Source organism: Lysinibacillus sp. FSL L8-0312 (assembly GCF_038003285.1).
Taxonomy (GTDB): Bacteria; Bacillota; Bacilli; order Bacillales_A; family Planococcaceae; genus Lysinibacillus; species Lysinibacillus fusiformis_D.
Map to the genome: position 1 here is coordinate 559,479 of NZ_JBBOOV010000001.1, position 22,004 is coordinate 581,482.

The window sequence follows — 22,004 nt, forward strand, 5'->3', positions numbered from 1 at the left end:
ACTTGCTCAAGAATATCTGGAGTAAAAGGACGCTTTTTCCCACGAAATTTTTTCAAATTACTGTTCCTCCATTTAAAGAAGTTGTTCTTTTCCTTGCTTTCCCTTTATTAAAATAATGGCTTTGGCAATCCATTAAGGTGCGCGATAACGGAGATTTGCCCAATATGGTAAGCTTCATGCGAGTATACATGATGAAACAACCAGTTAAGTGTAGGTACGGAGGGTGGTGTCCAACCATCGGAAAATTTAGGAACTTCAACTAATTGATTGAGTTGCGAATTGTCCAATGTATGTAGAATATTATCCGTATAATTTCTAATTTCAATATAGCTATCTAGTATTTCCTTCGGCGAACAATCATCGTGAAGGTTTAACATACAAGGTTTTTTAAGTCCAATTTCATTCACCCAATAGTCTTCACTACTTGATAAATGCAAAATAACCCATGCTATATTATTTGGATAAAAATCTGACTTTTTAAACCAAAATGCCTCATCAAGTGTGTTTAGGTAAGGTATTAATGTTTTTCTAAGATCATTCCGATATGGAAACAGCAAATCCATCCATCCTTTCATTTATGAATACGTTTATTGTAAAGGGACAAACAAGGGGTAGAAAATGAATACTTTATTTCTCAGGTTGAAGGAGGTCTGGAATAATTAAACGATAGATAGTGTCCAAAAAAATCACCTAGAGAAAGGTGATTAAATCGGATTGACTTTAAGTTCTCTTAGAATCAAAAGAACGCCCATTCCATACACGATAGAGATTGCTAAAGGTACAAGTGTGTAAGCTTGATCGACAAAGAAGCCACCTAAAATCAGAGCAGAAAAACAAACGCCTAAAGTCACAAATAAATAAGCTTTACTTTTATAAATCCATATGTAAGGTAGAAAATGAGCGCCTGCAAGTAAACCAATTGTGAAGGGAAGGAATTCAGGTATGTTCATATACACAATGATAAATACAGGTATGTAAAAAGCTTGAGGAGCGGCAACGATTCCTCCTAACGTCCCTAAAGGGTTACCAGTAGCGTTTAAATTAACACCAAGAATTTTACTAATGAAGAAGCCGATGGGAAAAATAGCTCCTAAGCCAAATATCCAAATTAAACGTACAACTTCTATTGGCAAAACTAAGGGCATTAGGGTGAAAAGTAAAAAAACAACGGCACCAGAAAGTAAAATAGGGAATCCTTTTTTAACTTCAACGATCATTTCTCTTTGTAAATCTTCCAGCGTTTTATCCATCAACGCACCACCTTTCATGAAATAAATACAACCTATAATATACCAGTAATTATCTATTTTTACCATATATGATTTGACATGGAGTTTTTGAAAGGAGCTATGCTGAAAAAGATTGAACATAAAAAAGCCGATTAGCTCGCCTAATCAGCTTCTATTTTTTAGCTTTTTCTCCGTTTCCATACCGACACTGAAAGCCGCGAATACCATACCAAAGAAAAATATAATTTGAACGAATCTGTCTGCGGTCCAATGCCCTAAAAAATTCATGAAGACAAAGATCATAATGAAAATGGTTGAAACCACTTGTATATAGAAACGTAAATTAACAACCATTTGTACACCTCCAATTTATGTAAATCACATCACACTTTAAGGTTAACATGACTAAGGGTGTAAAACCATTATTATTGAATATTGGAAAGATAATGTTATGTAAAGTTATTTATCTTTTTGAGGTTTTACAAAGAATGAAATGAACATAACAGAAACCCCCATGGCAATGAATAGTACTGCAATAGATTTATTTGAAATAAATCTATTGTATTCTAGGGCACCAGTTAATCTCGCTGATCCGATTGAAAGCGATAAGATGCCTAAAACAAATATGATATGTCCAATTTTAGAATGTGTTTTCATTGCATAACAACTCCGGATATTTAGGTTAATAACTTACAAAATGATAACATTATTAGGGAATATTTAAAAATATGGTTCTGTTTGATTGCTGCACAATATAAGGAACATGCTTGAAAGATATTGATTGGTAAAACTATGAAACTTTTTCTTTTTTGGGTTTCACAAAGAAAGAAATGAACATGACAAAAAAGCCCATAGAAATGTATATTAGTGCAACAAATTTATTTGGAATAACTGAATCATATTCAAAGAAACCAGATAATCTTCCCACTCCGCTTATAAGCAAAGTAATGCCAAAAATAAATATGATCCATCCAAGTGTAGACATTGTTTTCATTGCATAACAACTCCTGATATATAGGTAATTACCTATATAAGGACAATATAATTGGGTAATATATGAAAATATGGAATGATGCATTTACTGCACAATCTGAGGATTACAGTAAATAAAAAGGAATTAATAGGACAATTAATTGTTAGGAAATTTGAAAGAAGGTTATAAGCATGAGAGATAGAAGTTCGGTTGTAATAATTGAAAATAAAATGGTTGCACTTATTAGAAGGGAAAGAGATGGTACCGTTTATTATGTTTTTCCAGGCGGTGGAATGGAGAATAATGAAAAACCTGAAGATACTGCAAGGAGAGAAGCATTAGAAGAATTAGGCGTAATCGTTAGGGTCAAGAATTCTTTACTGAACACTTTAAGGCGATTATGCAAAAAAGAGATTTAAAATCAAAAAAAGAGCTGTCCAAAAGAACAGCTAATTATTTGGCAGCTTTAAAAAGAGTTTTTCCCTTATTGTAGAAAAATCTTTCCCACTTAGCTAACAACCCATTGCCATTCTCGCCATTTTCTATTGCTAACGAATGATTTTTATGGAAATCTTTTACTCGTTTATGATGTTCTTTTTGCCATGGGTGCAAAGGTTGATGTTTCATTTTTTAGCCTCCTTTTCGTTACTTAAGTATATGATGGAGTCAGATAAATTAACAGTAAGCTAGATCATCTAATTAAACAGAAAAAATTAGTTTAATAAGGGGATGGAAATGATGGAATTTGAAGAATTATATACTATAGCAAAAGGTGCTTTAAATCCAAAACAAATTTCAAAAAATCTTATGCAGGTTCTGTTGCTGCTGCCATTTTATGCGAAAATGGTAAGGTATAAAGGGGTGTGTTTCGATATGCCTTGCTCTATGGGATTTTGTGCAGAACACGAAGCGATAGCAGCGATGATTACGGATGGTGAATGTAAAATAAAAGGAATCATTGCAGTTTACAAGGATGGAACAATCATACCATCGTGCGGAAGATGTAGAGAGTTTATTTGTCAAATTCATGATGATGACTATCAATGCGAAGTAATGATAGGAGAGAATAAGATCTTGACGATAGGTGATTTACTTCCTATTCGTTGGGCATGAGGATGTTGATACAAAGGAAGGCATTGCAAAGAGCTGAAAGTGTGAATGGATTAGAAAAACTACCTTTATATTGAATATGCCGATTTTCAATATAAAGGTAGGATAAAAACATTTAATATTTTACTTTAGTCATAAAAGGAGTTTCAGTCCTACTATTCATTTTTTTGAATAGCAAGATAGCAAGGAATAAAGCCATGCTTACAATGCCAAAACCTACCGAATTCAAGTTTAGGACAGAGGTATGGCCGATGACAAATCCACCTAATGCAGACCCTAGCGCAAAACCGAATTGGATAAAGGAGGTATTTATGCTTAGGGCTATGTCTGGATTTCGAGGTACTAGCGTGACAAGAAGGAGCTGCTGGGCTGGGGAAATACTCCATGTTGCTACCATAAAAATCATTAAAACTAAGATCAATACAAAGAGATTGATACCAGCTAATGCAAATAAGAGGAGCGTTGTTGCTTGTAGCAGCAAGCCAAAATAAATGGTGAAATGCGAACCCTTTGCATCAGCCAATTGCCCACCCATTCTTGATCCAAGGAAGCTACAGATTCCAGCCAGAAATAGAATGCCGCTAATTTCGGTTATAGAAAGAGTGGATGTGGCTTGCAAGAAAGGCGTTATATAAGTAAATAGGGTAGCGTAGCCACCTACATAAAATAAAGTAATAGCCAGTGCAGTTAGAATTTTTGAATCTTTTAAAATGGAAAGCTGCGACCGGAGGGTAACGGCTTCTTCTTCCTTGATTACTGGAACTTTTTTATAGAGGATAAGCAATGGAAGAATGGTTAATAAACCGATCAACATAAATAAAACTCTCCATCCAAACATTTCGCTAAAAAATGTGCCAATTGGAACACCCAGCACAAGCGAACTGCTTAGGCCCATCAAAATTATGCCGATAGCACGGCCTCTTCGTTCTTTTTCAACTAGTCGAGTAGCTACTGCCATGGCTACCACTGTAGCGATTCCTCCGCTAACTCCTTGAATAATTCGTATCCATAGTGCGAATTCAAACGTAGAGCTTATAAACATTAGCCCGTTGCTAACAATAAACACACTAACGGTAGCCATAAGCAACTTTTTGCGATCCATATTTATGGTGAGCGCAATGAGAATTGGAGCGAAAATGGCTGCGGCTAGGGCAAATAATGTCACTAATAACCCAGCTTCTGAAATTGTTACTCCAAAGTCTACTGCAATCATTTCAATAACGCCTGTAATAATGTACTCAACGGTTCCGATTAGAAAAACAACAAGCGATAGAACATAGATAATTAGATTATTTTTCAACTCAATTCACTCTTCTTTCAGCTATCTATTTGTAATAGGTATTTGTATTTCCATTAATTGGACGTTTTGTGTTGTAGATAATGGTAAATATATTTCTCTACCTGGTTCGTTTTCCTTGATCTGATAGTTATTTTTCACAATCCAGTTAGCTAAATCAACACAGGCCGTACAGGCAAAGTTAGAATCCGAACGAAAGGTCATTGTGGCCATCATCGGCTCTGGAGGAAGCGTCCGTAGTTGAAATGTATCAGGGAATGATGGAAGCTCCTTGGTTAAAAAATAACCGACTTCAAATTCAAACTCATCTTCTTTTTCCTCTATTTCTTTCCATAAAACGACCTGGGGACTTTGAGCCAAATGGCGCATTTCCTTTTTTAATAATTGATTAAATGTACGAAACAGGTCTGGAATATCTTCTTCTCTCCCACGTGCTTTCAATGAAAGGAACTGCTGAACACCTTCTGCCTTGATTCGGATTTCTTGATCTGATTCCACTTGTCCCTCTCGTTCTAAAAGCTGCATACGCTCTTCAATCCGTGCGAGCTTGGCTTGTTCCGTATCGATAACCAGTTGGATTTCACTTTTTTTCAGCTTAAACATCCCTTGAATATCCTTCAACGAAATATCTTCGTGGAGCAAACGTATAATCTGTGGCAAGGTGAACCCCAATTCCTTATAGAGAAAGATTCGATTGAGCTCAAGTAACTGGTCTGCTGAATAGTATCGGTAGCCAGTGTCATCGTCCACCTTTCTCGGCTTTAAAAGGCCAATCTGATCATAATAGCGCAATGTTTTTAAGGATACTTTGCTTAGCCTAGAAAATTCACTGATTTTAAACACAATATCATCTCCAATCTAATAACTTAATGTAAGTATACAGTTTCCTGTGCAGGGGAAAGTCAAGTGTGCAAAAGGAATTTTTTAAACAACTTTAAGGAGCCTTACTTCAATAAAATGTAGTAAGGCTCTGTCCCTGTAAGCCGATTTTGCGAAAAGTCCAGTTTTCCTAAAGAACCTTCAACCCTTAGTAGCACATTCGCATCATTTTGAATCAATGTAAATCAATCAAACTACATTTTAAAAATCTTAAGTAATAGTGATTTCACAAGGAGACCATAATTTTTAACATAGGCTATCAAACGATGGTTTGGGGGGCTATATTTCATTCAAATAACGAAGCAAACTACTTTAGCGAAGAAAAATATTTAATACAAATTGACTGAACATGATATGATAAAATGGTTATTAATTCCATTGGGTGATTTTAATTTATATGGAGGGTATTTATGCATGATTTTTATTTAATAAAAAAGACTGAAACACAAGATGAAGAGTTTTTTGAATATTTTTGGAGAGACATAGAGCAATACAAAGATTTAATTGTTGCATACATTGGACTTGAAGACAACATCGTTGATTATATTTTTGATTCGCTTACATGGATTCCATGCAGGAACCCAAGCTTGCCTGGAATGCCTCAACACATAGGCTTTAATAACATTGGTGTCACCCTATTTGATGAACATTCGGCAACTTCCCTTATTTCGATTTTCACTGCTTGGTGTGATTTATTAAAAAATGGTCCAGAAGAAATCCTCAAAATGATTTATTACCATGATTACTCTGAGGATGAATTACTGCGTTTCGATAGAGACTATGCGATAGCCAAATTTGAAAAAATGAGTTCAATATCTAAACAACTGTCTGAGGGCAATTATTATATCTATCACATGGGGATATGAAAATCAAAAACTAATTTTTCTTTGAGCAGAAAGCGATGAGCGTTTATCCTGATTAACAATCATAAAGCAATAATCGTACCACACGGCTTTGGGGATTTCGGAAGGTGATGCTGTTAATGGAAAACAAAGAAATAATACTTAAAATCTTAAATGAACTCAAAAATGGCAATATACCTGTTCATACAGATTACAATTTTAATATAGACATGTGGGCAGATCTTATTGAGTATATGCATGATAGAGCATATATTGCTGATGTTACAATTTATTGGTTTGACGATGATGATACATATAACGATGAAAGAGTTTACTCTGTCGATCTATCTAAAGTCATAATGACAACTTTTGGAGAAAGATTTTTAACAGAAGAAATGAATTAATTATGTCATATCCTTTTATATACAGCTTTGGTTAGTAAATCAAAATGAAGAGACTAATGGTTTAAAGCTATTACAGTAACAAGTCCGCAGATGATATACTGGTATTCGTCGTATAAGATAGGGAGTAAAACTATGAATGAATTTAATAAAGCGTTAACATATGTAAATGAATTACTTTATGAACCTCATCATTTGACTATAAAAAACATCCAAGAGGAAACTCAAAATGCTTATTACGGGGCTGGGATTTTTCAGTTGGATTCGAAATCTGTTAGATTTAGAGTCGCAAAAATAACGCCTACCAAGGTAGGACAGTTTGTTTCCTTTTGGGAAAAGGATGCTGCTAATAAAAACCAAGCATTTTCATATGAGAACGCCACTGATTTACTGGTAATAAACACTTTTCATACTAATGGTGATTTTGGCCAATTTGTATTTCCAAAAGAAGTTCTTTTACAACAAAACATCCTTAAAACGGCTAATACAAAGGGGAAAATGGCTATTAGAGTTTACCCAAGTTGGGATACGCCCACCAGCAAACAGGCAATCGCAACTAAAAAGTGGCAATCACCGTATTTTGTTAAAGTGGACGCTACTACTCGTTTATCAATCCATGAGCTATTAAAATTATACGCCCTCTAAAATTAGATATTTTTAACTGTGTCATTCATTTCGAGGGGAAATGTTGTCGCTTCTTCTATAATCAGACGTCATCCTGTAGCATGGATAAATGTAGGTGTAGGATCATCGAATATTAAAAACTTATCAGCGCTCTACTTAGGAGGAATCTTACTGAAGATGAATGAACAAAGCATAAAAAATAAAAAGGCGTGGGAATATCGAGCATATGAATTTTGGCATAAAAGTAACGGCACTCCAAAGGATTTGGCTATTCATATATTAGAAAACCCTAGCGCATGTCTGAAAAAGCACAAACAATACTTTGAACATATTGAAGGAAAGAAGATTGCCAATATTTGCGGTTCAAATGGCAGAAAAGCAGTACCATTAGCATTATTAGGTGCTGAAGTAACCGTATTTGATATTTCAGCAGAAAACCAAAAATATGCCTTGGAATTAGCAGAGCATGCAAATACCTCTATTCATTATATTGTCACTGATATTGATGAAATTGACTTAACAAAGTATCGATGTCATTTTGATATGATCTATTTGGAAGGTGGCATATTGCACTATTTTAATGATATTGATAAATTTATGTTGATTCTGTTTTCTTTACTAAAAGATGGTGGGGAAATGATTCTCAGTGATTTTCATCCTTTAAGAAGATGTATAGTTAAAGGGCCTAACGCTGAATGCCAATATCAAATCCAACAAGGTTATTTTGACCAAGAATTACAAAATGGAGACGTAGCGTATAAGCATTTCTTTGATGAGCATGAACAACAGGACTTTCCTGATGTATCTATACGATTTTATACACTTAGTGAGATAATAAATGCTGTCATCACATCGGGTTTCAAATTAAAGAAATTTGATGAGCATCGTGGTTGGAAAAATGAAAATATCCCATGGGAATTTACGATTTTAGCTTTTAAATAAAGACAATCGAAGGAGAAGTAACCACGACAGCAGAAGGCTTAGCAGTCGGTTTCTTTCCGATTGGTCGCCTAATTAATAAGGATAGCAGGTGAATTGAATGAATGAACACTTTAGAGGATGGCCCTCAAATAGCAGGAAAGAATTCTAAAAGTGCAGGATAGAACTAAAAAAATAGCGGATAAAACGTTCAAAGTGGAGGATAGCCCTAAATAGAAGGATAGAATTCCGAAAGTGCAGGATAGAATTAAAAAAGTAGCGGATAAAACTAAAAAAGTAACGGATAGAACGCTCAAAGTGGAGGATAGCCCTCAAATAGGAGGAAAGACTTCTAAAAGTGCAGGATAGAACTGAAAAAGTAGTGAGCGCTATCCATGAATAAGGATAAGCGCTCCATTTTTTTCCTGAACTTTTAAGTATTTAAACTAGTATTTAACCTTCAATCCTAGTAATGAAGCAAAGCCAATCGCTTGTTCAGAAGATACTTCACAGCCATTTAAACTTTCAGGCGTTACTTGCAGTCTTTTAAAAAATCACTTTCATGAAACGCCACTTTATTTAGTAAACAATCATAATAATTTGCACCCTGTAGGGAGGTGTTATCAAATAATACTTGTTTGAAACGTACTTCAGGGAAATTGCATAAATTTGCAATACAATTTTCAAATGAAACATTGCCAAGATTAGCTTCAGTAAAATTCAACCCTAATAATTTACAGTTTTTAAAAGCCACTCTATGAATGATGCCTTCACTTAAGTTTGAGTTAGACAAATCACAGTTTTCAAAAATGACATCCGTTAGATCAATTTTTTTAAAGGTACAATTGATGAATGTGACATTTTTAAACATAACTTTAGATACAATGAATCGTTCAACTTCTTCGTGATCAATGACCGTATCAGCAATCATGCCATTTGTTAAATACGGTTCTTCATCATAAAAAATATCCTGAAAATTTGCCTTTTTAAGATTAGTAGGTATTTTTGGTGATGTAATTTGGAAACTGAATGACATATCAGCACACCCTTCAAATGTAAAATAAAAAGATTTTCCTATTTAGTATAAATGTAAATCTAAAATAAAAACACCGTCTATACAACGGAGCTTTTTGTCACCAACTTACTAAAAACAGAAGCTAGCACCTGTTGAAAGAGCATACCGAACACAACAGGCATAGCGACTTTACCTGGAAAGTATGTTGTGGCAACAATGACCCCGACAGCTATATTTCTCATACCGCCCGTAAAGACAAAGGTCGCCATTTGAGGAGCGTCTTTTAAAAGCGTCCGACCAATTAGATAAGCAAAAGCATAGCCTGACACAGCAAGCAAGAACACTAAAAGTATGACGAAAAATAGTTGTAAGTTTATATTTTTTAAATAGGTTGAGATTGCACTACTGTTAATCATGATGACCGCAAATAAACATAGCTTTGAAAAAGGAGCCAGCTTCTTGCCATACTTTTTAGGTATTTCGCCCTTGGAAAGCTCATTCACCAATATGCCTAAAATCGTAGGTAACACAATCATCAGCAATAAATTCACAATCAGTGAGGCTACATCCAATTCAATTTTTTCACCCGACACGATATAGAGTATGAAGGGAAGAATGAATGGAGCGAGTAATGTATCAATTAAAATAATCGATAAGCCTAACGGTAAATTGCCTCTACAAATATTAATCCAAATCACACTGGTTACACCTGTTGGGAGGGCGACAGCTAAGACAAAGCCAACCGTCAACAAATGGTCATCGAAAATAACGGTGGATAAAAAATAAGCCCATAAAGGCATCAAGAGATGAAGAAAAATGATGGAGAATAAAATGAGTGCAGGATGCTTGGTAAAAATCTTTACATCTTTAAATTTCATGGATAAGCTTCCTGAGAATGTCATGAATGCAAATAGCCATGACACAAGGAATAATAAATGATGTCCAACACTTTCTAAGAACACACCTACAATTAAACTTAATGGTGTCAGGAGCGCTATGTATTTTTGGAGAAATCTATTTAATTTTTCTAACATACAAAGACCTTCTTTTTTTATCTGATTTTATCACATTATTATAATAGTAATCATGGAATAGTAGGAGTATTTGTAGCAAAAAAAGCAGAAGGAATACTGCCGATGACTAATGTTTATGGGGTAGGGGCGGCCCTGTCCATCAATTGGGGATTCACTGACAATAGAAAAGCCATTTCTTAAATAACAAATCTTTGCCTTTTTGACATCAAAATGTGGATGTGTTGATGAATTGGTTTGCCATGAAAAGTTGAAAAGCGAAGAGAAGAAGTATTGTGAACCGCATTTGGATAGCAAGGTAGGGGAAATATGAAGGGATTTCTTTTGCTATCTTTAGTAAATCTTCTAATTTGATAAAATCATTTGTTGCTTTTCTCTTTTGTTTTTTATCACACGCGTTCCCTAGCCCGATTTTATGATCCTCACGATGAAGCTCCAAGATATATAAACCACCATATGTTTTCCTTATTTCAATTCAATAAAGCAGGGATATCATTTTGCTCCATCTGATCTTATTGCCATTTAAGTATAGTAAAAAACACTGCAATCTTTTACACCTAAGTAGGAAATTATACATTTAAAGAAATAGTTTCCAATATTAATAAATAAATGTATAATACAAAATGTCGAAGGGATATGTAATAAACTAGAAGGAGGCTGATGTATGCTTGCATTCACTTTAAACATCAAGCTTAAATGGTAAGAAAGTTGGCAAGACAAAAAGCTTTATCATACATAATTTAGTCATCGTTGCCTTTATTGGAGGTCTACTTGCTGTTACGATCATTGGGTTTATAAATGCACACGCACTCAAACTAGATAAGCATTACATCAGACTACTGATAGTAATCAGTATAATCCTCAATACAGCTACTATCATCTGCTATGCTTGCCTTCCTTTGTCCGCAGAAATGGATGTACTTATCAATCGATTACTGGCTGGAGTAAGTTATTTTATCTTTTACATTATTCAAAAGAAACCTTATAAAGAACATTTAGTATTTGTAGGGGACACACAATCCTTGTACTGGCGAGGGATTATCTATTGTTTACTTTCCATCTTTATAGATGGTTTTCTTAGAGAAGGTGTCCTAGCTTATTAAGGAAGGAATTCATGTGCATGAACAGTGAAAAGGAAAATACACCTATGGCTCTTATTGAACATTATTTTACGCTTGGAAAGTACACAAATGTTATTGCCTTAGTGGAACAGGGAATAGCTGATGATATGGAAAATAAGGAATTGTGGTATAAACTAGCTGTCAGTCATTAGGCCAAAGGTCAATATGAAGAAGCGTTAGAGCCATTTCATAAAGCATTTCAGTTAGGTTATGATAAGAGCGCAATTTACTATTTTTTAGGCGGCATCTATGTGGTAACAGAGCAGTGGCAAAAAGCAGAAGAAGCTTTTTTGGAAGCATTACATAATAATCCAAATGATGCGGATGTTTATTCAGCGTATGCTATTTTGATGAACATGACGGATCATAGAAAAAAAGGCAGTTTATTTTTAGAAAAAGCTCTAGAATTAGATTCTAATAGCACAGTCGTTTTACACCACTATTTACTTACCGAAATGGCTGCAAAAAAGGAAAAGCACAATACTGCTTTAGCACTTTATATGAATTCAGCGGATAGTGAGTTCGCAAAGTTCATCCATCTAGGCTGGAGTGTTGCCTTTTATAATCGATTTAAGGAAGCTAAAGAATATTATCACCAAGCCTTTATAATAAAACCTGAGGATAAAGGAATTTTAGCAACTTTAGAGGAATTGGAAATTAAAACGCACCCACTTTTACTTCCCAATCGTATAGTAGAGCGATTAGGCGGGATTGGCTTTGTTTTAATGATGTGGATTATACTATGTATCCTTCTTGACACGTTTATTTTAAACGATAACTTTGTCAATCACCTTCTGGGCTTTTCTATTTTTTTAACACTTTATTATTTTATATCTATTCCCATTGTAAAAGGCTTAAGAAAATGGAAGAGTCCCAGATAGGGGAGACAAAAATTGTAAAGGATGAAGATAAGAGATAATGGAAAATATTTATCAACCTAGCTTAATAAGCGAAAATGAGGATCGAACACGAAGTTATAATGTAAACAATTTATTTTTCGTCGCTTTTTTAGGAGGAATTATTGCTATAACAGCATTAGGTATCCAAAATGCTAAGTGGCTAAAACTTGAGAAAAAATATATACGTATACTAACAATTCTTAGCGGTTTACTAATTACAGGAAAACTAATAATGGTATATGCCATCGGACAGGGAATCCTAGCAATTGATGAAAACTACATAAAGGTTTTTGGACGAATTATTGCAGTGGCAGGATTTTTTATTTTTTTCGCCTTTTTAAATAGGCCCTATAAAGATCATCTAGCTGTTGGTGGACAAACTGAGTCCTTATGGAAGCCTGGCTTTCTAGCATGTATGATTTCTGGGTTTATCGAATACCTCGCTATGGCATTCCTATTAGCGCTTTAAAAAGGAGTTTTACTACAGAATGATTGAACATGAAGATATAGAAATGAATGAAAACTATGAAGAAGCAGCATTTGAATTAATAGAACACTATTTTGAAATAGGAAAATATGCACAAACGATTGAACTTATTCATGGAGTATTAGACGAACATCTTGAAAACAGCCGACTATGGTATATATTAGGCTATAGTCATTATGCGATGGGAGATCATAATCGAGCTGAATTGCAATTAAAGGAAGCTCTGAATTTAGGTTTTTGTGAAGAATCGATTTTCCATCATCTCGGCTATATTTATATGAAAAAGGAGCATTGGAAGGAGGCCGAGGAAGCTTTTCTAGAAGCATTACGAGCCAATCCAGATAGTGCTGTAAACCATGCTGCTTATGCAGTTCTAATGAAAAAAATGGGGCATCGAAAAAAAGCAAAACAATTAATTACTAAAGCACGTGAGATGGATCCTGAAAATAGTATTGTATTACGTAACTATTTTATATTAGAGGAGATTAATAGCCCTAAAAAACAACGAGTGCTTGCATTGGAGCAATATATGAATTCAAGTGATAGTGAATTATCTAAACTATTACACTTAGGAATCCATGCTGCCTTTCATAACAAAGAAAAAGAAGCACAAGAATATTTTAGACAGGCATTTCTGCTTAACCCTGAGGATAAAGAATTGTATGAATTATTAGAGGAGTCTGAACTGTCGGTACACCCGCTATTAGCACCTAGTCGCCTCATTGAACATGTAGGAGGCACTGCTGTCATTTGGCTGATGGGAGTGGTCATTTACTTTTCATTACTAGGTTTAGGTTTTAATACGGCAGCGGTTCTATTTATAAAATGTTATATTGCATTAGCATTATATACATGGATTTCATTTCCTCTTGTAAAGGGATTAAGAAAAATAAGGGGCTACAAGTATGGATAAAATAAAATGGTTACAACAAATGGTAGAGCAAAATCCTAATGATCCACAAGGGTATTTGTGGCTTGGCAAAGAACTTGCTGATCATCAGCGTTGGCTTGAAGCGGTTCAATCTTATTCTACTGGTCTCTCACATTGTACTGATGTGGCATTGCAGAAAGACATCATTCATGAGTTAACAAAGGCTAGTTCACAAATTCAACAGGGTGCTAGCCTTCCTAATGGCAATGAAGACCTAGCCGCATCACCTATTGAAGATGATTATGTGGCCACAATAGCTGAGGAGGAGCAAGATCATTTAGAGGGCTGTTCTGACATTCAGGTGGAAAATGGGAAATTAAAAAATCTTGAGCCGAAGTTTAAGGTGATTGATGGCGACGCCACAAAAAAAGCCATGAAAAAAGTCAACGAAACAGTGACCTTTGCGGATGTTGCTGGTCTTGAGGATTTAAAGAAAACGATTAACTTACGTATTATTAGTCCATTTTATAACAAGGGATTGTTTGCAAAGTTCCGTAAAAAAGTCGGGGGTGGCGTTCTTCTTTATGGACCACCTGGCTGTGGGAAAACCTATATCGCTAAAGCGACAGCGGGAGAATGTAAGGCTAATTTTTATCCCGTTCATATTACAGATATCTTAGATCCTTATATAGGTGTAAGTGAACAAAATTTAAAAGCTATATTTGATAAAGCTCGTTTCCAAAAGCCTAGCATTCTGTTTTTTGATGAAGTTGATACAATCGGGATGAGCCGATCTCAAACAACCTCACACGTTCGAGGTATCATTGATACATTTCTTACGGAGATGGAGGGTGTGGATACTAACAATGATGAGGTTTTAGTGATGGCTGCTACCAATACACCTTGGGATGTTGATAGTGCTTTAAAAAGACCTGGTAGATTTGATCGACTCATCTTTGTTGCGCCACCAGATGAAAAAGCCAGAGAGCAAATTTTTAATTTGAAATTAAAGGGAAGGTTCGTTGAAAATGTTGATACAACCGTATTAGCAGCCAAAACGCGATTTTTCTCAGGTGCAGATATAGCAAATGTAGTGGAATTAGCTACTGAAAACGTGCTAGAAGAAATATTACTATCAGGTAATGAAAGGCCGATTACTACCGATGATTTAGTAATGGCACTACAAGAACGTCAGCCTTCTACATTAGATTGGCTGCGTACAGCAAAAAATTATGTCAAATACGCAAACCAATCAGGGTTGTACAATGACGTGGAAAAATATCTCCGAGCCCATGCACGTTATATATAAATGGGCACTCGCTCATTTTTGAGACCATTTCACTAAACATAAATCCTCTTAACATAAGCCTTCTAAACATTCATTGTTTGACAAAATGTATGTTTAGAGGGTTTATTTACATATGAAAATATAATTTTCGGTCATGGATCAACCATTAAAGCCATACTTTACAGATGAAATAATTAATTTAATTATTATGAGGAACGTAGGCTTTATTAATATGTCTAAAGTGACGAAAGGCAACAAATATTCATAACTAGCTTTTCGTTTCCTTTAAATCTCGTAATTGTGTAATATATGTAAATAATAACATATTGGCACTGGGAAATGGTGAAGAGTTTACTGGCAAAAACAAGCAGAGAGGAACTTATCTATTAATAAAGATTGCTCAGTTGCTGCTATTTGATAGTAAACCAAAAGGAGTTGTGTTAAAGGTTTAATTTAAATCAACGTAGAGTTTCGTTGAATGAAAGAATTCGGGGTGGAGTTGTGAGCGGGATAGATAAACGAAATAGGCTAAACGAAGAACCATTTACTTATCAAATCACAAAAAAAGGGACAATTGTTATTTATTATGAAGGTAAACAAATTAAAATCGTGAAGGAGAACGAGGCTGAGCATCTTCTAGCAAAAATTCATAAAGTGGAGGGTCAAACAAAGGAAATCCAGTTATTGTTAGCTAAAATTACGGGTAATTTTAAGCGTGGTAACGAAAAATCGGGGAAAAATAAAAGAACATTTTGAATGGGGGAATAACTTTTTAATATAAGAATTATGCAAATCTAGTATGAACATTTTTAAGGAAGAAGGTATGGGAGTTAATTCGAAGTTAATAAATGCATATAGTTCGACTCGCCATTTGAATCCAATTCCTAGACCTTGCTAATGTAATATTCATAATAAAAACATATTGATAGGATAGATTAATGGGAAGAGGAGAGGCAAATGAGGTTATGGCATGTAGATTTAATCGAGTATTTACCGAAAGGGCAGCTACTTTCACAGTGGAGAGAGCTAAATAGCATATTTGCTAAAGAAGACCAGCATATTTTGATTAATTATGTCTACGAATACCCTAAAGAGGACCTGTATGTGTATAGCGAAAAAGTCATGGAAGAAATGAAGAAGCGCGGTTATCAAATTAGAACATATGAAAAAATGAATCGTTACTTTGATGGCTTGGGGCCAGTAAAGGATAGGAAACCGTTTCAACAGCATCATGATAAGGAATATCTTGAAATTTGTTTTTATAATTTAAAAGAGAAATATATTCGTGGTCAGAAGGATTATGCAGAGGAACTATATCAGCAATTATGCATGTATGTAAATAACGTGCTTTAACTAGGAGGAACACTCATGTTGAGAGCGATTATTTTTGATGTAGACGGGACGATTTTGGATACTGAGCAAGCGATTTTACAGTCATTGCAAAGAACGTTACGGGAAGAAACGCAAAAAGAGTATTCATTTGAGGCACTACGATTTGCTTTAGGTATCCCAGGGAAAGATGCCTTACAGAGGCTCAAGGTCGATAACATAGAGGCTGTTCATCAGAAATGGTCTGCAGCGGTTCTTGATTTTTCACACGAGGTGACCGTCTTTGAAAATCTAGAGGCGGTCATCAAGCAGTTAGCAAAAACATCGCTACAAATGGGCATTGTGACTTCTAAAACAGCTCAAGAGGTAGTGGATGAGTTTAATCCGTTTGGGTTAAGTGATTATTTCCAACATATTGTTAGTGCTAGTGATACGGAAAAGCACAAACCACATCCAGAGCCCCTTTTAAAATGTCTGGACACATTGCAGGTAGCTCCAGAAGAGGCTATCTATATTGGCGACTCTATCTATGATTTCCAATGTGCTAAGCAAGCCGGAGCCAAATTTGCCCTTGCCCTCTGGGGAGCCAAAACCACTACTGGATTTGAGGAGGTAGATTACATTTTATATGAGCCAAAGGATATTTTGACAATCAGTTAGATAAGAAAAAAACACCCGAATTATGACAAAACACTTAAGGTATGGAGTGTTTTGTCATAATTCGGGATTTTCATTGCTTACAATTCTTTTGTTCCCGTCCCTTCGATTGCTTATGTAAAAATTGGAGAAACCTTTCTTGCGCTTGCTTATTCTTCATCATTCGCTTGACCCGAACATTACTTTGAAGGTATTTTCTGACATGGCGATTCGCAAAAAATAGGCTGCGGTATTGATCATGATGGTAAATGTCGTGAAACCAATCGCAGTGCTGTAGCCTTGCTATATTTTGATCAATTTTTCTTGTATGTAAAGTTGGTTGACCGACATAGGTATTTGATAAGAAATTAATAATAAATTCTAACATAAATCCACATCCCATAATGACGAATAAATTCTATCATAATGGATGTCGTTGAAGTGTGCAATAGCAAAAAAATAGAAGGGACACTCGATAGAAGTGCCCCTTAGTAACAAATCGGGAGGTGCCATGTTAAACGAATTCGCTTAACACTACTATTTATATGATAAGATTACTTGGTTTTATAGACCATCATCCTGAGTAAGCTAAAATTTACACTTCGTATCGAAGAATGGCTGTTATCCAGTCTTTTACTAAACGTTCCCGCTGTAGCAATGAGCTATCTAAAGGAAGAGAAAGACTTTGCAACTCTTTGGGGAGCAAGTGTATTTTGTGACGAATCATTTCATTGTCAGGTGATTCTGTATCGATAAATAAAAGATAGCGTCCGATTAAATCTTCCTTGTACATAGATGGAAAATCAAGAGCTTTTAATACACGTGTAGAAAATTCTACACCATTTAGGTTCACTTCAAAATGTCCCCGCACATTAAATCCACAGCGAATATGTGTACCAGGCAATCGATGTAGCGCTTGGACAAAAGCAGCTAATGTGTTTTCACTGATGAAATAGGTTTCAAAATAGTATTGATTCTCTGTATGAAGATTTGAATTAGCATCATATGTATCATATCTTATTTCTAGTGTGTCTTCTGCTGCGTCAGGTTTTTCCGTAGTGAGGTAATGCCGAACAATTTTTTTAATGGTGTGATGATCTAAGTCACATCCATAGCTGAGAATAGTTACTTGTCTACGTTGTGCTTTGGCGAATAACCACATTTCCAAATGTGCATCATCATTTAAATCCCAGCCATAGCGTGGGTTGTAATGGATATATTTACTTTTGCTCATGGAGTCCTCCTTTTTGCCTTGTCTAATAATAGTATAAATAATTTTGTCTAATTTTCCTTATTTTTCTTTTTAAACTTTTGGATTTTAAGTCTCGTATAAACTGGAAAATACTTTTTAGGAGGTAAACATGGCACAATCCTTCTATGTACTTTGCTATTAACAGCCTGTACAGCGGAAACCGTTCAACCTAAAGAGCAAATACAAGAAAAAAACGATGAAAATATTGTGGTGACAAAGGATGGTAAAATAACTTTTGAGATTAAAAATATATCAACGTTCCAAAAGAAAAAGTAGCTATCTTAAAAGATGAAATCCTTAAGGCGTATGATAACATTCAGCAATCCATACATACTTCCTATGTGCCATCTGACAAGATAACTATTTGACGGTCAATCATGGGGCGTAGCATCAAAAATCGAGTTAACTGGCGTTAAAGAAGATATATATCCACTTGTCCATGAAATGACACATTCTTTACTTGGTTATGGCAATAATTTTGGATCTGACCATGGCTATTTTACGCAAGAGGGTTTTGCGAGTTATATGGAGGATCAATATGGAAAAAATAAATTATATTTGAAAAATACATGAAGCATTATATGGATTCAGACAAGTTAATTCCTATTAGTAAGTTAATTGATCCAAATCAAGATGATGCCTATTTTCGCCCAAAACTTTCAAATATAAAAGAGAATCAAATCCTTATGGAGCTGAGCTACACACATGCGGCTTCATTTACAAAATATTTAATTGATACCTACGGACTAGAAAAGTTTGAACAGATCTACAATGAGAAAGATTTAGCAAAAAAAGTAGAGGAAGTTTACGGAAAGAATAGCGGTGAGTTAGAAAAGGAGTGGTTGGCATTTATTCAAAATCAAAAAGAATTTACTCATGAGGAAAAATTTAAGTCGGGAAATTTTTATGATATGAATACAACTCTTATTCAATTAGATCTAAAATATTTTGAGAAAGAATAATTTTTTCTAAATCATCAAGCATACCCAAGTGCTCTTTATTTTGAGTTCCTGGGTTTTCTTTTGTATGAATGTGGATGAAATTGTCTATGTAATAAATGAACGCCCTGTAAAATGGACAGGACACCAATGATTCTTAATAATATATTTTTGAGCCATACCGTATCGTCAACCGTAATGGCAATCAACATAGGACCAACCATAATCAATGCGATTCCTAGTAATGCTTTTATTACTCTCAACATGTAGGGTTCACCTCAATTTGCCATTTCAGTTAGGTGGGATATTGTTACAAAGCTAATTCTTCTTCATTATCGCACGTCTGTCTGAAATATAAAAGGGTCACTAGGCTGGTAAAGCGACCCTTATAAAATGGTTAAAATGACTTCACACGGCTTTAGCAGCGTGTAAAAGGGTGTTCTAGGTGCTAGTTGGGATGATTAATACATGAAAGAAGCGCCAACGATAACTAATAGAATGAATAACACGACGATTAATACGAATGTTGATCCGTAATAGCCGCCACCGCCAGAGTCGCCGCCATAATAGCAGCTGTTGTTGATATTACCTACGTTTCCACTGTATCCCACTGAAAATCCCCCCTTTCTACAACATATAATATGTATCGATGCAGAAAGGGGAAATGGTATTTACCCTATGATTGCTTTTTTTCTTTTGATTCGCCAGAGATTCACATGACAATATAAAACATAAATAGAGGAAAAACCCTTTATTTGTTGAGACACCTTTCAGGAAGCATGTTATTTGGATATGTTATGATTAAATTTGTGAAGAGATGTAGCATAGTTAAGTGAAACAGGAGGACAGAAGATGGATAACCAATATTTCGCAGGTTGGGGCACATTGGCGTTGATAAATGCTGGGCTTGCACAAGGGAAGAATAGATCGGGGTTAAATTGGTTTTTACTTTCTCTTGTATTAGGTCCATTGGCAACACTCATTTTGTTGTTTGTTGAAAAGAGACAGTAATACAGTAAAAGCACTATTCTTATGCGAAATAGTGCCTTTTTTGAATCCCTCTATTCTGTTTTCAGAGCCAATGCTATTCAATTTTACTAAAGATATTACATTTTTATTTAAAATGGTGTCGAAACTGAGTATGCAATTAGAAAATGTTAAACATAGTATTGACAATCGAGTTAGAGTTGTAAAGTATGTTAGAATTAGATGCGGGATTTGATGGGAGGACTTAATTTGGCTGCAGAAAAAAAGTTAAAAGTTTGTGAAAAAGGACATACCTTTTACAAAAGCACGGATTGTCCAAGTTGCCCTACATGTGATCAAGAAAATAAACCAACTAGTGGCTTCCTTTCAAAACTTAGTGCACCTGCAAGAAACGCTTTAGTACATGAAGGCATTGATACGTTGGAAAAGCTATCTACGTATACGGAAAAGGACATATTAAAAATACATGGTATTGGACCAGCCTCCTTTCCCATTATGAAATCTTCATTGGAAGAAGAGGGCTTGTCATTTAAATAAGCGAGGGGGAAGACAAAGATGACAACGAAGGAATTATCACAAGAGCAACGTGAGGAACTAATCCATACTTTGCAAGTTCGTTTTGAGAAAAATACGCCTCGTCATGAAGGGCTTGACTGGGCTAATGTACAGGCTAAGCTAGAGGCTAATATGGAAAAACTAGGGTCGCTCCATGAAATGGAAGCAACGGGCGGTGAACCAGATGTAGTTGGCTATGATGCAAATACAGACGAGTTCATTTTTTATGATTGTTCTGCGGAAAGCCCTAAAGGTCGCAGAAGTTTATGTTACGACCGTGAAGCATGGGAAGCCAGAAAAAATCACAAGCCAGAAAATACGGCGATGGATGTAGCCAAGGATATGGGCATTGAGCTTTTAACAGAAGAGCAATATCGACATCTACAAGAGCTTGGCAAATTCGATTTAAAAACATCGAGCTGGGTACAAACACCCGACAACATTCGAAAACTCGGCGGTGCTATCTTCTGCGACCGTCGCTATGACACGATCTTTATGTATCACAATGGAGCAGAATCCTACTACGCAGCAAGGGGCTTCCGGGGCTCATTACGAGTTTAAGAAATAAAGGCATGCGTTCGATATACGGTCGAGCACATGCCTTTTTCTATGGGAAAGGGGGTTCACGTCAGCATCTAATGCTGAAAACATAAGGAAACAATATTACATAAGAAGCCTCTCGAATGTCTAGTTATCTTACATTGTATGATAAACTAAAAAGGAGGTGGAAAGTAATGTTAAATTGTTTGAAAATTATTTTCTCAATCATTGGTATTTCTCTCGCTGCTTCTGGACTAATCACACGTGATTTCCAACTGAATTACCTCATGATATTGTTCTTAGGCTTATTCTTGTTCACTTTAGGCATTCAAGAATGTCAAAAACAGAGAACCGTTTATGGGTGGTTGCTAATCGGGCTATTTTTATTTTCAATCTATGTGTCCATTCAAAGCTTTGTCTTGATTTAACGGAAGAAGTAAGGTTGTTCCAAGAATCAATTAGTTCGATTAAAGCAGGAACCACTTCTTCATTCAAATAATACATATCGTATAAATAAAACCTTCCTTAATCAAATCCTTCCAGTTTATATAATGGTCCTTCATCTGTATGAAGTTCTATTAAAATGTTGGCGTTTTGCATGGCATTTTTAATTCGATGTTCACAGCATGTCCTATTTCTTGTCTATTCCCTTCACTATTTGCCCCTTGTCCCGTCACCATTCATCAGGAAATGCAAACATTGTTACTCAGTTTTCACATTACACCCTACAAGTAATAACAAACTGAATAATAAGAACATTTTGGTCCTTTTCCATTTGATTA

General features: G+C 35.3%; 34 protein-coding genes and 1 pseudogene. 21 read left to right on the top strand and 14 right to left on the bottom strand.

The genetic code is table 11. The annotated features are described in order from the left end of the window. Nucleotides 1-107: 107 nt before the first annotated feature. From MHI22_RS02915 to MHI22_RS02935, 5 genes are all read right to left on the bottom strand, one after another. Nucleotides 108-575, bottom strand: coding sequence for a DinB family protein (locus MHI22_RS02915; protein WP_340810982.1), 468 nt, complete (start codon nt 573-575; stop codon nt 108-110). Between the two features lie 129 nt (nt 576-704). Beyond that, entirely contained in the window at nt 705-1,316 is a 612-nt protein-coding gene (locus tag MHI22_RS02920; RefSeq protein WP_340810983.1) for a DUF7010 family protein, read from the bottom strand. A 78-nt stretch (nt 1,317-1,394) separates the two neighbouring features. After that, nucleotides 1,395-1,583, bottom strand: a complete 189-nt coding sequence (locus MHI22_RS02925) for a hypothetical protein (RefSeq protein WP_271913197.1) — start codon at nt 1,581-1,583, stop codon at nt 1,395-1,397. Nucleotides 1,584-1,688: 105 nt separating this feature from the next. Beyond that, nucleotides 1,689-1,886, bottom strand: a complete 198-nt coding sequence (locus tag MHI22_RS02930; RefSeq protein ID WP_271913198.1) for a hypothetical protein — start codon at nt 1,884-1,886, stop codon at nt 1,689-1,691. A gap of 133 nt (nt 1,887-2,019) precedes the next feature. Then, nucleotides 2,020-2,223, bottom strand: coding sequence for a hypothetical protein (locus MHI22_RS02935; protein ID WP_271913199.1), 204 nt, complete (start codon nt 2,221-2,223; stop codon nt 2,020-2,022). 170 nt (nt 2,224-2,393) lie between these two features. Between MHI22_RS02935 and MHI22_RS02940 the strand changes: the two genes are divergently transcribed. Next, nucleotides 2,394-2,621 carry an NUDIX domain-containing protein gene (locus tag MHI22_RS02940; protein WP_271913201.1) on the top strand — a complete coding sequence of 76 codons (228 nt, stop codon included), beginning with the start codon at nt 2,394-2,396 and terminating at the stop codon, nt 2,619-2,621. A gap of 34 nt (nt 2,622-2,655) precedes the next feature. Here MHI22_RS02940 and MHI22_RS02945 read toward each other — a convergent pair whose 3' ends face one another. After that, on the bottom strand, nt 2,656-2,829 hold the full coding sequence (locus MHI22_RS02945) for a hypothetical protein (RefSeq protein WP_271913203.1): 174 nt from the start codon (nt 2,827-2,829) through the stop codon (nt 2,656-2,658). Nucleotides 2,830-2,940: 111 nt separating this feature from the next. Between MHI22_RS02945 and MHI22_RS02950 the strand changes: the two genes are divergently transcribed. After that, nucleotides 2,941-3,315, top strand: a complete 375-nt coding sequence (locus MHI22_RS02950) for a cytidine deaminase (protein WP_340810986.1) — start codon at nt 2,941-2,943, stop codon at nt 3,313-3,315. 112 nt (nt 3,316-3,427) lie between these two features. On the opposite strand, the gene MHI22_RS02955 is transcribed toward MHI22_RS02950, so the two are convergent. Next, nucleotides 3,428-4,612, bottom strand: coding sequence for an MFS transporter (locus MHI22_RS02955; protein ID WP_340810988.1), 1,185 nt, complete (start codon nt 4,610-4,612; stop codon nt 3,428-3,430). Between the two features lie 21 nt (nt 4,613-4,633). Next, the gene (locus MHI22_RS02960; protein WP_271913206.1) at nt 4,634-5,452 is read right to left on the bottom strand and encodes a MerR family transcriptional regulator; all 819 of its coding nucleotides are present in this window, start codon (nt 5,450-5,452) and stop codon (nt 4,634-4,636) included. A gap of 446 nt (nt 5,453-5,898) precedes the next feature. On the opposite strand from MHI22_RS02960, the gene MHI22_RS02965 reads away from it, so the two are divergent. The 4 genes from MHI22_RS02965 (at nt 5,899) to MHI22_RS02980 (ending at nt 8,297) form a co-directional block, all read left to right on the top strand. After that, the gene (locus tag MHI22_RS02965) at nt 5,899-6,354 is read left to right on the top strand and encodes a hypothetical protein (RefSeq protein WP_271913207.1); all 456 of its coding nucleotides are present in this window, start codon (nt 5,899-5,901) and stop codon (nt 6,352-6,354) included. A gap of 116 nt (nt 6,355-6,470) precedes the next feature. Then, nucleotides 6,471-6,734 (top strand): hypothetical protein, encoded by a 264-nt coding sequence (locus MHI22_RS02970; protein WP_271913208.1) that lies wholly within the window; start codon nt 6,471-6,473, stop codon nt 6,732-6,734. Nucleotides 6,735-6,866: 132 nt separating this feature from the next. Then, nucleotides 6,867-7,376, top strand: coding sequence for a MepB family protein (locus MHI22_RS02975; RefSeq protein WP_271913210.1), 510 nt, complete (start codon nt 6,867-6,869; stop codon nt 7,374-7,376). 156 nt (nt 7,377-7,532) lie between these two features. Next, nucleotides 7,533-8,297 (top strand): class I SAM-dependent methyltransferase, encoded by a 765-nt coding sequence (locus MHI22_RS02980; protein ID WP_340810990.1) that lies wholly within the window; start codon nt 7,533-7,535, stop codon nt 8,295-8,297. A 508-nt stretch (nt 8,298-8,805) separates the two neighbouring features. Here MHI22_RS02980 and MHI22_RS02985 read toward each other — a convergent pair. Together MHI22_RS02985 and MHI22_RS02990 are read right to left on the bottom strand one after the other, a co-directional pair. Further along, the gene (locus MHI22_RS02985; RefSeq protein ID WP_340810991.1) at nt 8,806-9,309 is read right to left on the bottom strand and encodes a pentapeptide repeat-containing protein; all 504 of its coding nucleotides are present in this window, start codon (nt 9,307-9,309) and stop codon (nt 8,806-8,808) included. A gap of 77 nt (nt 9,310-9,386) precedes the next feature. Then, nucleotides 9,387-10,322 (bottom strand): bile acid:sodium symporter family protein, encoded by a 936-nt coding sequence (locus MHI22_RS02990; RefSeq protein ID WP_340810993.1) that lies wholly within the window; start codon nt 10,320-10,322, stop codon nt 9,387-9,389. Between the two features lie 908 nt (nt 10,323-11,230). Between MHI22_RS02990 and MHI22_RS02995 the strand changes: the two genes are divergently transcribed. The 9 genes and pseudogenes from MHI22_RS02995 to MHI22_RS03035 all read left to right on the top strand — a co-directional run bounded on the left by MHI22_RS02995 (nt 11,231) and on the right by MHI22_RS03035 (nt 16,974). Then, nucleotides 11,231-11,422 carry a hypothetical protein gene (locus MHI22_RS02995; protein ID WP_340810995.1) on the top strand — a complete coding sequence of 64 codons (192 nt, stop codon included), beginning with the start codon at nt 11,231-11,233 and terminating at the stop codon, nt 11,420-11,422. A gap of 17 nt (nt 11,423-11,439) precedes the next feature. Next, on the top strand, nt 11,440-11,592 hold the full coding sequence (locus MHI22_RS03000; RefSeq protein ID WP_244504817.1) for a hypothetical protein: 153 nt from the start codon (nt 11,440-11,442) through the stop codon (nt 11,590-11,592). A gap of 12 nt (nt 11,593-11,604) precedes the next feature. Beyond that, a pseudogene (locus tag MHI22_RS03005) lies at nt 11,605-12,321 on the top strand (tetratricopeptide repeat protein); the annotation flags it as partial. A gap of 37 nt (nt 12,322-12,358) precedes the next feature. Further along, nucleotides 12,359-12,808, top strand: a complete 450-nt coding sequence (locus MHI22_RS03010; RefSeq protein WP_089932270.1) for a hypothetical protein — start codon at nt 12,359-12,361, stop codon at nt 12,806-12,808. A gap of 19 nt (nt 12,809-12,827) precedes the next feature. After that, a complete protein-coding gene (locus tag MHI22_RS03015; RefSeq protein ID WP_340810998.1) occupies nt 12,828-13,739 on the top strand; it encodes a tetratricopeptide repeat protein in 912 nt (303 codons plus the stop codon). After that, a complete protein-coding gene (locus tag MHI22_RS03020) occupies nt 13,732-15,006 on the top strand; it encodes an ATP-binding protein (protein ID WP_340810999.1) in 1,275 nt (424 codons plus the stop codon). The genes MHI22_RS03015 and MHI22_RS03020 overlap by 8 nt, the downstream gene beginning before the upstream one ends. 480 nt (nt 15,007-15,486) lie before the next feature. Further along, nucleotides 15,487-15,741, top strand: coding sequence for a hypothetical protein (locus MHI22_RS03025; protein WP_340812693.1), 255 nt, complete (start codon nt 15,487-15,489; stop codon nt 15,739-15,741). A gap of 201 nt (nt 15,742-15,942) precedes the next feature. Next, on the top strand, nt 15,943-16,338 hold the full coding sequence (locus tag MHI22_RS03030; RefSeq protein ID WP_036122666.1) for a pyrimidine dimer DNA glycosylase/endonuclease V: 396 nt from the start codon (nt 15,943-15,945) through the stop codon (nt 16,336-16,338). A 15-nt stretch (nt 16,339-16,353) separates the two neighbouring features. Further along, complete coding sequence (locus MHI22_RS03035) at nt 16,354-16,974, top strand: HAD family hydrolase (RefSeq protein ID WP_340811001.1); 621 nt, start codon at nt 16,354-16,356, stop codon at nt 16,972-16,974. 70 nt (nt 16,975-17,044) lie between these two features. Here the strand turns inward: MHI22_RS03035 and MHI22_RS03040 are convergent, their stop codons facing one another. Both MHI22_RS03040 and MHI22_RS03045 read right to left on the bottom strand, forming a co-directional pair. Next, nucleotides 17,045-17,338, bottom strand: a complete 294-nt coding sequence (locus MHI22_RS03040; RefSeq protein WP_036122660.1) for a hypothetical protein — start codon at nt 17,336-17,338, stop codon at nt 17,045-17,047. A 207-nt stretch (nt 17,339-17,545) separates the two neighbouring features. After that, complete coding sequence (locus MHI22_RS03045; RefSeq protein WP_340811004.1) at nt 17,546-18,184, bottom strand: hypothetical protein; 639 nt, start codon at nt 18,182-18,184, stop codon at nt 17,546-17,548. A gap of 462 nt (nt 18,185-18,646) precedes the next feature. Here MHI22_RS03045 and MHI22_RS03050 point away from each other — a divergent pair, with 462 nt between their 5' ends. Both MHI22_RS03050 and MHI22_RS03055 read left to right on the top strand, forming a co-directional pair. Continuing rightward, a complete protein-coding gene (locus MHI22_RS03050; RefSeq protein WP_255358776.1) occupies nt 18,647-18,775 on the top strand; it encodes a hypothetical protein in 129 nt (42 codons plus the stop codon). Nucleotides 18,776-18,783: 8 nt separating this feature from the next. After that, on the top strand, nt 18,784-19,164 hold the full coding sequence (locus MHI22_RS03055; RefSeq protein ID WP_340811005.1) for a hypothetical protein: 381 nt from the start codon (nt 18,784-18,786) through the stop codon (nt 19,162-19,164). Nucleotides 19,165-19,199: 35 nt separating this feature from the next. On the opposite strand, the gene MHI22_RS03060 is transcribed toward MHI22_RS03055, so the two are convergent. Together MHI22_RS03060 and MHI22_RS03065 are read right to left on the bottom strand one after the other, a co-directional pair. Continuing rightward, nucleotides 19,200-19,406, bottom strand: a complete 207-nt coding sequence (locus MHI22_RS03060; RefSeq protein WP_340811007.1) for a hypothetical protein — start codon at nt 19,404-19,406, stop codon at nt 19,200-19,202. Between the two features lie 195 nt (nt 19,407-19,601). Further along, complete coding sequence (locus MHI22_RS03065; protein WP_082673667.1) at nt 19,602-19,751, bottom strand: YjcZ family sporulation protein; 150 nt, start codon at nt 19,749-19,751, stop codon at nt 19,602-19,604. A 241-nt stretch (nt 19,752-19,992) separates the two neighbouring features. Here MHI22_RS03065 and MHI22_RS03070 point away from each other — a divergent pair, with 241 nt between their 5' ends. The 4 genes from MHI22_RS03070 (at nt 19,993) to MHI22_RS03085 (ending at nt 21,650) form a co-directional block, all read left to right on the top strand. Further along, nucleotides 19,993-20,151 carry a hypothetical protein gene (locus MHI22_RS03070; protein WP_170829801.1) on the top strand — a complete coding sequence of 53 codons (159 nt, stop codon included), beginning with the start codon at nt 19,993-19,995 and terminating at the stop codon, nt 20,149-20,151. Between the two features lie 225 nt (nt 20,152-20,376). Next, nucleotides 20,377-20,664, top strand: coding sequence for an RNA polymerase alpha subunit C-terminal domain-containing protein (locus MHI22_RS03075; RefSeq protein ID WP_340808894.1), 288 nt, complete (start codon nt 20,377-20,379; stop codon nt 20,662-20,664). 18 nt (nt 20,665-20,682) lie between these two features. After that, nucleotides 20,683-21,243, top strand: a complete 561-nt coding sequence (locus MHI22_RS03080) for a DUF4256 domain-containing protein (protein WP_340811009.1) — start codon at nt 20,683-20,685, stop codon at nt 21,241-21,243. Between the two features lie 173 nt (nt 21,244-21,416). Beyond that, nucleotides 21,417-21,650: a DUF3953 domain-containing protein gene (locus tag MHI22_RS03085; protein WP_340808896.1), complete on the top strand. Its 234-nt coding sequence runs from the start codon at nt 21,417-21,419 to the stop codon at nt 21,648-21,650. The last annotated feature ends 354 nt before the right edge of the window (nt 21,651-22,004 follow it).